This is a genomic window from Sphingosinicella sp., assembly GCF_052387495.1.
Classification (GTDB): domain Bacteria; phylum Pseudomonadota; class Alphaproteobacteria; order Sphingomonadales; family Sphingomonadaceae; genus Allosphingosinicella.
Window position 1 is genome coordinate 1 of record NZ_JBQTJC010000246.1, and the last position, 8,783, is coordinate 8,783.

Sequence of the window (8,783 nt, forward strand, 5' to 3'; positions counted from 1 at the left end):
GGCGGACGCGCTCGATCGCCGCCTCGGCGGTGAGCCCGGAATCGATCGCCTCGTTGATGCGGCGCGACCAGCCCTCGTCATAGGCGAACATCTTGTAGGTCTCGAGCACGTCATTGTGCTCGCCCGCGGTGCCGAATTCGGGCGCGCTGGTCATTGCGTCGATCTGCTCGCGCATCTTGCGGAAGGCGGAATAGACGCGGTGGCGCTCGGCTTCGACATCCTCGGCGACGGTGTGCTCGATCAGCACGCGCGGCTGATGGTAGACGGCGTGCCCCCTGGCCATGCCGAGCACGAGCTTTTGCCCGGTCAGCCGGGCGCTGCCCGTGTCGCGCGGGTCGGCGGCGGCCGCGGCGCGGTCGGCGAGGCCGGCATTGGCGATGAGCTCCGAGAGCACCATCGCCACCGTCTGCAGCGCCTCGATCTCTACTTCGTCATAGGCGCGCGGGTCGGCGTGTTGGACAGCAAGGACGCCAATCGCCCGTTCGCGGCGAATGATCGGCACGCCGGCGAAGCTGTGGAAGAGTTCCTCGCCCGTCTCGGGCCGGAAGGCGAATTCGGGATGGCTGGAAGCCTCGGCGAGGTTGAGGATCGAGACCTGCTTCGCGATCGTCCCGACCAGGCCCTCGCCGAGCGCCAGCCTAGTGACGTGAACCGCGCTTTGCTTGAGGCCGAAGGTCGCGAACAGCTCCAGCTCGCCGTCGCGCAGCAGATAGATCGAGCAGACCTCGCTCGCCATCGCCTCGGCGATGGTCTTGACCACCTTGTTCAGCTTCGCCTGCGCACTCGCCTTCGAGGCCATCACCTCGTGAAGGCCCGTCAAGATCTCGCGCGAGGAGGCGACGGAGGCGGTCGGCATGGCCCGCCGCTATCAGAAAGCGCGGGGTCTTTCCAATCGTCTCAGCGGACGATGCGGCGCACGACGACGGTGCCGCCATACCGCAGATGAGGCACCGTGCGGGCGATGGCCTCCGCCTCTTCCGCGGTCGCCGCGCGGATGATGAAGTAGCCGGAAACTGGCGATTTCGCGCCGGATGCCGAACCGAGAATGAGGGGATGGCCGCTCAGCTCGGCGCCATCGACCACCGCCTCGGACCGGCCGCGCGCCCACTGGCCATATTCCGATGCGCGGACGCCGGGTGCCGCCGGGGCATAGGTGTCGCCGGAATGGAGCGCGAGCAGGTACAAAGCTTCCGGGCGGCCGCCGGTGCCGGAGCGTATCAGCATCGCGCCGACGGCAAGGCACGCGATCAAGGCTGCGGCCGCGGCGACGCCGGATACCCATCTGCGGCGCTTCGGCGGGGCGATCAGCCCCTCACGCCGCAATGCCACGACGATCCGTTCCTCCAAGTCCCGCTGTTCGTTCATGAATCAAGCCCTCTCGATTTCGGTGTCAGCGCGGCGCGGAGTCTCCGCCTCGCTCGAGCGAGCTGGCTTTTCGATGTGCCGATATCGATGCCCAGGATCTGGCCGATCTCCGCATGGGTGAAGCCGGCGATGTCGTGGAGTGTGACGACCGCGCGAAACCCGGGCGGCAACGCGCGCAAGTTGTCGGACAGCTCGATGCCCGAAATCGGATCGGCCCAGAAGGCGGCCGGCTCGATGTCCGCCGGCGCCGTCACCTCCGACTTGCGCCGCTGCTCGCGGACGACGTTGACCACGATGCCGCCGAGCCACGAGCCGAGCGTCGAGCGCCCCTCGAAGCCTTCTAGCTTGCGAATCGCACGCACCCACGCTTCCTGGACGACATCCTCGGGATTGACCCGCCCACTCGCCGCGAGGCGCCGGCCGAGCCGGAGCATGTGCGGCGTGTGCCGCCGATAGAGCTGGCGGAAGGCCGCTTCGCCGCGGTCCCGGAGGAAGCGCGCTCGGCGATCGCCTTTCAGGCGCTGGACATCCACGCGACGGCCCGTCGGTTGCGAGAGCTTGGCGTGGTCTTCCTCTCGGATGAGCCGATCCGCGTCGGGGTAGGGCTGGCCCTTCGCTTCCGCGATCCGTTCGGCAACATTCATGCGCTACTGCAGCAAACGATCGGCGAGGTGGCGCCCTTCGAGGAGCCCGAGGTCTACAATAGCGGCTTCAAGCGGCCGGATTCCGATACGCCCGCTCTCCGCCGGATGTTCGCCGGGCTCGGCTTCGTGGTGCGAAGCGAGCGTTATTATCCGCCCTCGCTGCCGATCGGCCACGGCGACGGCAGCTTCGCTTTCATGCTGCACGAGAACGAACCTGAGGAACCTGAGGTGCGCGCGCGCTCTCAGCCGGAATCGGCGGCCGTTTCGCTCATCTTCACCGCTGCGGACCTTGCGGCCGTTCAACAACAGGTTGGAAGCGGCCGGGAAGATGCGTTCGCGCTGGGACGGCGGATGCGCGTCACGGCGCCGTCCGGCGTCCCGGTCGAGTTCTGGCGGCTGACCCCGGATGCGAGGACCAGGTCGCCGACGGGCCAGGTCTCGAAGCCGTCGGTCAGGCAGCCGACGGGCCGGCATGCTCGCCGTCGCGCGCCCGGCGGCGGATGATCCCTGCGCCCGAAGAGACCAGTGTCAGCCGCTGTCGGGCGGGTTTCGCACCGCCGTCACGCTTTGCATCACGGCCGTGGGATCGCGCCTGCCGTCCGCCGTGCGCACGCTGGCATGCGCGGCGAGGACGGCTTCCGTATCCTGGGTGGTGCGCGGGCGGCCACGCACGATCACGCGGTCGAGCACGTCGGGGACGAAGCGCTCGGCGAAGCCCGCGATGAAGGCCCACAGGATCAGCTTGAAGAAATCGACCGCGCCCTCCAGCCCGAGGCGGCGCGCGAGATCGTCGAATGGATCGCAGTCGACGCCCGGCTGGCAGGAAAGATCGAGCTTCCGCTCCCGCTTGGCCTCGTCGGCCGCAGCCGACGTATTGGTTTGCGCCGATGCGTCCGCCTCCGCGGTCCCGGCACCACTTGCCTCCGTCGCGGCGAGATTGGCATCCGCCTCGGCCAGGTTGCCCTCGGCGGGAGTCGCGGCGAGGACGTTCGCTTCCGCGGATTCGCCCACTTCGTTCGTCTCGGTTCCGGCGGCTTGGTTCGCATCCGTTAGCGCAACGTTGTCGATGGGCTCCGTACCCTCCTCCGCGGTGGCCTGCGGAACCTCCGGCTGCGCGCGCTCCACCCGCTCGACGATGCCGGGAACGTCGCGGACGGGCTCCGGGAAGATGCCCTGGCTGAAGCCCATCATGGCGGGAACGCCGCTCAGGAAGAAGGCGTAGAGCAGCAGAGCGAAGATCGAGCTGCTGAGCAGCGCCAGGCTGATCTCGTTCTTGCCGGTGCGCAGAGCGGTCAGCTCGAGTATCGGATCGCGCGCGAGCACGTTGCCGGAAATCGCGGTCTGCATACGGCGGATGACGCTCGTCGTCGCCCCGATCCGCCCGGCGACCACGACCAGGAAAAGCCCAAGCAGCAGTCCCCAATACCGTTCGGCGCCGAGCCACAGGAGAATAGCTCCGCCGATCGCCAGCGTCGGGATGCTGGACAGGAGAAAGAACCAGAAGCGCATCAGCAACCAGCGCTTGAGGTCGCGCACGGCCTTTTCGCGGGCGATGCTGAGCAGATAGTTGGAATGGATGTAGCCGAGCAGGGTCTGCGTGTCGTCAACCTCGGCCGAGGGCAGCGGCGGCACGGCCGGTTCAGGCGACTCGGCAGGAGGCTCTGGAGGGCCTCCGTCTCCGCCACCACCACCGCCGTCACCGCCGGCGTCGCCAGCGTCGGCATCGCCATCGCCTTCAGTCGGGCTCACGGCTTCTTCGGCCGCCGTCTCGCTATCGCCTTCGGGCGCTATGGCCTCCTCGGCCGTGGACGGCTCCGCCTGCGGCTCCTGTGGATGTTCTTCAACCGGAGGTTCGGGCCGCGCCAGTTGCGAGGTCATTTGCGCCACTCGCCAGGATTGGAACGCACCTGGCGGCGCCACTCGCTCGAACCGCTCGCGGATCAGCCATTGGCGTCGGCGCGCCATTTGCGGCGGATAGAGTGCGTTGATCATCGATTCGATGCCAAGCAGCGTCGAGAAGTCGGGAAGCTCTTTGCGAAGCTCGGCATCGAGCATCGCCTTGATCCGGTCGGCCTCGTTCGCTCTTGCGCCGGTGAGCTCGGCCCGAGCCGCCATGACGTGCACGTTCAGCGCATCGCCGACGGCATCGATGACGCCGAGCAAGTCCTCATCCGGATGCGAATAGCCGTACCGCCAGTAATGGACTGTCCTGAAGAACCAGCGATTCCACGGCGGCCGACGTTCCACGTCGATCGGAAGTGGACGCGAGGAAATCACGGAACTGTGGCGATGAGAAGCCGGTGCACCCTGTTCCATGCGCGTGCCCCCATTATTTGTGCCCGTCACGAAAAGGTCGCGAGTCGAGTAGTGGAAGCTACGCTTCTTGCAGAAGCGAAACAATCGGGATTCCGCCCCCGGGGCGTGGGGCGGAGAGGCGGCCGATCATGCGTGGGCGGACCGCCGTTCGAGCGCGTGGGCGGCTTCGTCGACGAGCCGGGCGAGGATCTCGGCGACGGGCGCCTCGTCCTTGACCATGCCGACCGACTGGCCGGCCATGACCGAGCCGGTCTCGACATCGCCCTCGATCACCGCCCGGCGGAGCGCGCCGGCCCAATAATGCTCGATCTGGAGCTGCGCCTCCATCATCTCGACCTTCTGCTCGTCGAGCAATTGCGCGACCTCGCGCTGCTTGGCGGCGAAGCTCTCCATCTCCCGGTTCTTGAGCGCGCGGACGGGGATGACGGGGAGGCGCGGATCGATCTGCACCGACGTGATCGCGTCGCGCGCAGAGGCGCGGATGAAGGCCTTCTTGAAATTGGGGTGGGCGATGCACTCGGTCGCGCAGACGAAGCGCGTGCCCAGCTGCACGCCGACCGCGCCCATCTCCAGATAGCCCGCGATCAGCCCGCCATGGCCGATCCCGCCGGCGACGAAGATCGGCACTTCGGCGGCAAGCGGCGGGAGGATCTCCTGCGCCAGCACCGAGGTCGAGACCGGGCCGATATGGCCGCCCGCCTCCATCCCTTCGATGACGAGCGCGTCGACCCCGGAGCGGATCAGCTTTTTCGCGAGCGCCAGCGCCGGGGCGAAGCAGATCAATTTTGCTCCGCCCGCCTTCACCCGGTCGATCGCGCCCGCCGGCGGCAGGCCGCCCGCGAAGACGACATGGGCCACGTCGTGCCGTTTGCAGACGTCGATCAGTTCGGAGAGCATTGGGTGCATGGTGATGAGGTTGACGCCGAACGGCCGGTCCGTGCGCTTTTTGGTCTCGGCGATCTCGGTGTCGAGCAAATCGGGGGTCATCGCGCCGCAGGCGATCACGCCGAACGCGCCGGCATTGGACAAGGCCGAGACGAGATTGCGCTCCGAGATCCAGCTCATCGCGCCGCCGAGGATCGCGACCTCGCAGCCGAGGAAGTCGGTCCCCCGCTGCATCAGCCGCGCGAGCCGCTCGTGGCCGGTGCTCATTCGCCGTCCTCCGCGTCGAGGCCGTAGGCGGTGTGAAGGACGCGCACGGCAAGCTCGGTATATTCCTCCGGGATCAGCACGCTCACCTTGATCTCCGAGGTGGTGATGGCGAGGATGTTGATGTTCCGGTCGGCCAGCGTCTCGAACATTTTCGCGGCGATGCCGGCAGTGGAGCGCATGCCAACGCCGACCGCGCTCACCTTCACGACATGGGTCTCGGTGACGATCTCCTCGAAGCCGATCGCATCGCGCACCTTCTCCAGCTCGGCGACGCTGTGCGCCAGCGCGGCGGTCGGCACGGTGAAGGTCAGCACGCTCGGCTCGCCGCGCCGGGGCACGCTCTGCACGATCATGTCGACGTTGACGTTCGCCGCCGCGAGCGGGGCGAAGATGGCGGCGACCGTGCCCGGATTGTCGGGGAGCCCGGTCAAGGTCACCATCGCCTCGTTCTTGTCGTGGGCGATGCCGGTGATGACGTTGCGTTCCATGATCTCTTCCTCGATGGCCTCGTCGCCGACGATCATCGTCCCCGGCCGGTCCTCGAACGAGGACAGGACCTGCAGAGGCAATTTGTAGCGCATCGCCAGGCCCACCGAGCGGGTCTGGAGCACCTTGGCGCCCACCGAGGCGAGCTCGAGCCTCTCCTCATAGGTGACCTTGTCGAGCTTGCGCGCGCGCGGGACGATTCGGGGGTCGGTCGTGTAGACGCCGTCGACGTCGGTGTAGATGTCGCAGCGGTCCGCCTTCATCGCCGCGGCGAGCGCCACCGCCGAGGTATCCGAGCCGCCCCGGCCGAGCGTGGCGAGCGCATTGTCCTGGGTGACGCCCTGGAAGCCCGGAATGACCGCGATCCCGCCGCCGTCGAAGACCCGCTCCAGCACCTCGACGTCGATCCCCTCGATCAGGGCGGCGGCATGGCCCGAGGCCCGGATCGGAAGCTGCCAGCCCATGTAGGAGCGGGCGTTCAATCCCATGCCCTGGAGCGTGATCGCGAGCAGGCCGCTGGTCACCTGCTCGCCGGAGGCGACAACGACGTCATATTCGCGTGGATCGTAAAGCGAGGCGGCCTCGCGGCAGAGCTGGACGAGCCGGTCGGTCTCGCCCGCCATCGCCGAAACGACCACGGCAACCTGGTTGCCCGCCTCGACCTCCCTGCGTACGCGCGCGGCGACATGGCGGATACGCTCGATCCCCGCCATCGACGTGCCGCCGAACTTCATCACGATGCGAGGCATTGAGCTCCCGAGCGGGCATGGGAAAATGTCGGCGGCACTGTTAGGGAGCGGCCATGGCACATGCAAGCGAGCCCGCCGCCACCGTCGACGGTACCGTAGATCCCGGGGAAGCCGCCCATTTCGGCAAGCTCGCCGCCGACTGGTGGGACCCGAAGGGCAGCTCGGCGATGCTGCACCGGCTCAATCCGGCGCGGCTCAAATATATCCGCGAGGCGATCGACCATCATTGGCAGGCGGACGAGCACGATTTGAAGCCGCTCGCCGGCAAGCGCGCCGCCGACGTCGGCTGTGGCGCCGGCCTACTCGCCGAGCCGCTGGCGCGGCTGGGCGCCGCGGTGACCGCGATCGACGCGGCCGAGGAGAATATCGAGGCGGCGCGGCTCCACGCGCAAGGGCAGGGGCTGGAGATCGACTATCGAACCGGCGGCGCCGAGGCGCTCGACGGGCGCTACGACCTCGTCACCGCGATGGAGGTGGTCGAGCATGTCGCCGATGTTCCCGCCTTCGTCGGCGCGCTGTCGGCGGCGCTGGCCGAGGATGGGCTGCTGATCCTCTCGACCCCCAACCGCACGACCTGGTCGCGGCTGGTGTTGATCGGCATCGGCGAAGGCACCGGCGCGATTCCCAGGGGCACGCACGACTGGGGCAAGTTCCTGACCCCCGAGGAGCTGACGGCGCGCCTCGAAGCGGCGGGGCTGAAGGTGACCGACGTCACCGGCCTCGGCTGGACGCCGACCCGCGGCTTCCAGCTCGGCGCCGATACCAGCCTCAACTATCTGGTGACGGCGAAGCGCGCCTGATCCTGAGCCCTCACCCCGGCCGACTCCCAAAGTATACGAAGTCACCGCGGATCGTGGGAGAAAGTTCAGCAATTTCAGTGGCGGGGGGATCAGCAGCCGCGGGATGAAGCAAACGAGATCAAAGAGCCGTGCACCGGAGCGGATCGCCCCGAGTCGCGGGCGAGCATGACAGGCCAAATCCTATTTGTATCCAACAATCGGCACGTCAGGGGCGGGGCCACGACGGCCGGTGCCAGCCGGCCAGCCGTGGCCTCTTCCCTCACTCGGAGAAGCTGCGCGCCTGCTGGCCGACAAGGGTGACCTCGACGCGCCGGTTCAGCTGCCGCCCGGCCGCGTTGGCGTTGCTGGCGGCGGGGATCGTCTCGCCATGGCCGGCGACGAGGAACTCGCCCTCGTAAACGCCCATCGTGCTCAATGCCGCGCGAACGGTGCCGGCCCGCCGTTCCGAAAGGAGCTGGTTGGCGGCGTCGCCGCCGACCGAATCGGTGTGGCCGTCAATCCGCACGGGGACGTCCGGATTGGCGCTGAGATAGGAAGCGAGGGGGCGCAGGCGTTCGGCGGCCATCGGGCGCAGCCGCGCGCTGCCGGTCTCGAACAGCACGTCCTGAAGGTCGAACGTCGCACCCTGCTCGGTTTGCCGCATCCGATAGCCGCGCATGCCGCGCCGGTCCCACTCGCGATGCTCGGCCACCGGGCGGGCGATATCGCGGCGCTCCCAATCGAAGCGGTCGCGGCGCCCGCCGCCCGCAAGGCGCAGGAAGGCGCGGTTGGCTTCGTTCGCCTCGCGCGGGTTGATACGGCCGTCATCGTTGCGATCGAAATTGCGCATGACGAAGGCGCGGCCGCGCGGGGTGCGCCGCAGCTCCGGCAGGAGGCGGGAAACGCCGGCGCCGGCAAGGCGGTGATCGCGTTCGCCGGCGCGGTCGCCGCCCCGGTCGAAGCGGTCCTGGGCGAAGGCGGGGGTGGCCAGAACGGTCAGCGCGGCGGCGAGCGCGAGGGCCCGGCCGGATGGGGATTTGAGGTTATTCACTTCTGTTCTCCTGAGAGAAGGGCGCCCGTTGCCGGACGCCCCTCTTGTTCAACCAGTGGTTCGGCTCAACGGCAGCGAAGGTTGCGGCTGTTGCCGCGGTCGACCTCGCGGCCGATCGCTCCGCCCGCGAACGCGCCGATGAGCGTGCCGAGCGTGCTCGAGCGGCCGCCGTCGAGCGAGTTGCCGATCAGGGCGCCGGCGCCGGCGCCGGTGATCAGGCCGGTCGTGCCGGCGTTGCGGC

The 8,783-nt window shown here is 68.4% G+C and carries 10 protein-coding genes; 2 read left to right on the forward strand and 8 right to left on the reverse strand.

All coding sequences use genetic code 11. From position 1 onward, the window contains the following. The 3 genes from ACT4N8_RS13510 to ACT4N8_RS13520 form a co-directional block, all read right to left on the reverse strand. Positions 1-856 (reverse strand): GAF domain-containing protein (locus ACT4N8_RS13510; RefSeq protein WP_444858643.1); only part of this gene is annotated, 856 nt, incomplete at its 3' end. A gap of 41 nt (positions 857-897) precedes the next feature. After that, positions 898-1,347: a hypothetical protein gene (locus ACT4N8_RS13515; protein ID WP_444858644.1), complete on the reverse strand. Its 450-nt coding sequence runs from the start codon at positions 1,345-1,347 to the stop codon at positions 898-900. 14 nt (positions 1,348-1,361) lie between these two features. Beyond that, positions 1,362-1,799, reverse strand: a complete 438-nt coding sequence (locus ACT4N8_RS13520; RefSeq protein ID WP_444858645.1) for an RNA polymerase sigma factor — start codon at positions 1,797-1,799, stop codon at positions 1,362-1,364. Between ACT4N8_RS13520 and ACT4N8_RS13525 the strand changes: the two genes are divergently transcribed. Then, on the forward strand, positions 1,800-2,513 hold the full coding sequence (locus ACT4N8_RS13525; RefSeq protein ID WP_444858646.1) for a VOC family protein: 714 nt from the start codon (positions 1,800-1,802) through the stop codon (positions 2,511-2,513). It begins immediately after the preceding gene. Between the two features lie 24 nt (positions 2,514-2,537). Here ACT4N8_RS13525 and ACT4N8_RS13530 read toward each other — a convergent pair whose 3' ends face one another. From ACT4N8_RS13530 to ACT4N8_RS13540, 3 genes are all read right to left on the reverse strand, one after another. Beyond that, on the reverse strand, positions 2,538-4,325 hold the full coding sequence (locus tag ACT4N8_RS13530) for a hypothetical protein (protein WP_444858647.1): 1,788 nt from the start codon (positions 4,323-4,325) through the stop codon (positions 2,538-2,540). 126 nt (positions 4,326-4,451) lie between these two features. After that, positions 4,452-5,477, reverse strand: a complete 1,026-nt coding sequence (locus ACT4N8_RS13535; RefSeq protein WP_444858648.1) for an NAD(P)H-dependent flavin oxidoreductase — start codon at positions 5,475-5,477, stop codon at positions 4,452-4,454. Continuing rightward, a complete protein-coding gene (locus ACT4N8_RS13540; RefSeq protein ID WP_444858649.1) occupies positions 5,474-6,712 on the reverse strand; it encodes an aspartate kinase in 1,239 nt (412 codons plus the stop codon). The genes ACT4N8_RS13535 and ACT4N8_RS13540 overlap by 4 nt, the downstream gene beginning before the upstream one ends. A gap of 53 nt (positions 6,713-6,765) precedes the next feature. Between ACT4N8_RS13540 and ubiG the strand changes: the two genes are divergently transcribed. Then, the gene (ubiG, locus tag ACT4N8_RS13545; RefSeq protein WP_444858650.1) at positions 6,766-7,512 is read left to right on the forward strand and encodes a bifunctional 2-polyprenyl-6-hydroxyphenol methylase/3-demethylubiquinol 3-O-methyltransferase UbiG; all 747 of its coding nucleotides are present in this window, start codon (positions 6,766-6,768) and stop codon (positions 7,510-7,512) included. 259 nt (positions 7,513-7,771) lie between these two features. Here ubiG and ACT4N8_RS13550 read toward each other — a convergent pair whose 3' ends face one another. Together ACT4N8_RS13550 and ACT4N8_RS13555 are read right to left on the reverse strand one after the other, a co-directional pair. After that, positions 7,772-8,542, reverse strand: a complete 771-nt coding sequence (locus tag ACT4N8_RS13550) for an OmpA family protein (RefSeq protein WP_444858651.1) — start codon at positions 8,540-8,542, stop codon at positions 7,772-7,774. A 65-nt stretch (positions 8,543-8,607) separates the two neighbouring features. Further along, a complete protein-coding gene (locus ACT4N8_RS13555) occupies positions 8,608-8,760 on the reverse strand; it encodes a glycine zipper 2TM domain-containing protein (protein ID WP_444858652.1) in 153 nt (50 codons plus the stop codon). Positions 8,761-8,783 lie beyond the last annotated feature (23 nt).

What these genes read in the sequence shown, in the direction of transcription:
- ACT4N8_RS13520 (WP_444858645.1), bottom strand. Translation starts at nt 1,799, where the DNA reads ATGCTCCGGCTCGGCCGGCGCCTCGCGGCGAGTGGGCGGGTCAATCCC.
- ACT4N8_RS13530 (WP_444858647.1), bottom strand. Translation starts at nt 4,325, where the DNA reads ATGGAACAGGGTGCACCGGCTTCTCATCGCCACAGTTCCGTGATTTCC.
- ACT4N8_RS13535 (WP_444858648.1), bottom strand. Translation starts at nt 5,477, where the DNA reads ATGAGCACCGGCCACGAGCGGCTCGCGCGGCTGATGCAGCGGGGGACC.
- ACT4N8_RS13540 (WP_444858649.1), bottom strand. Translation starts at nt 6,712, where the DNA reads ATGCCTCGCATCGTGATGAAGTTCGGCGGCACGTCGATGGCGGGGATC.
- ubiG (WP_444858650.1), top strand. Translation starts at nt 6,766, where the DNA reads ATGGCACATGCAAGCGAGCCCGCCGCCACCGTCGACGGTACCGTAGAT.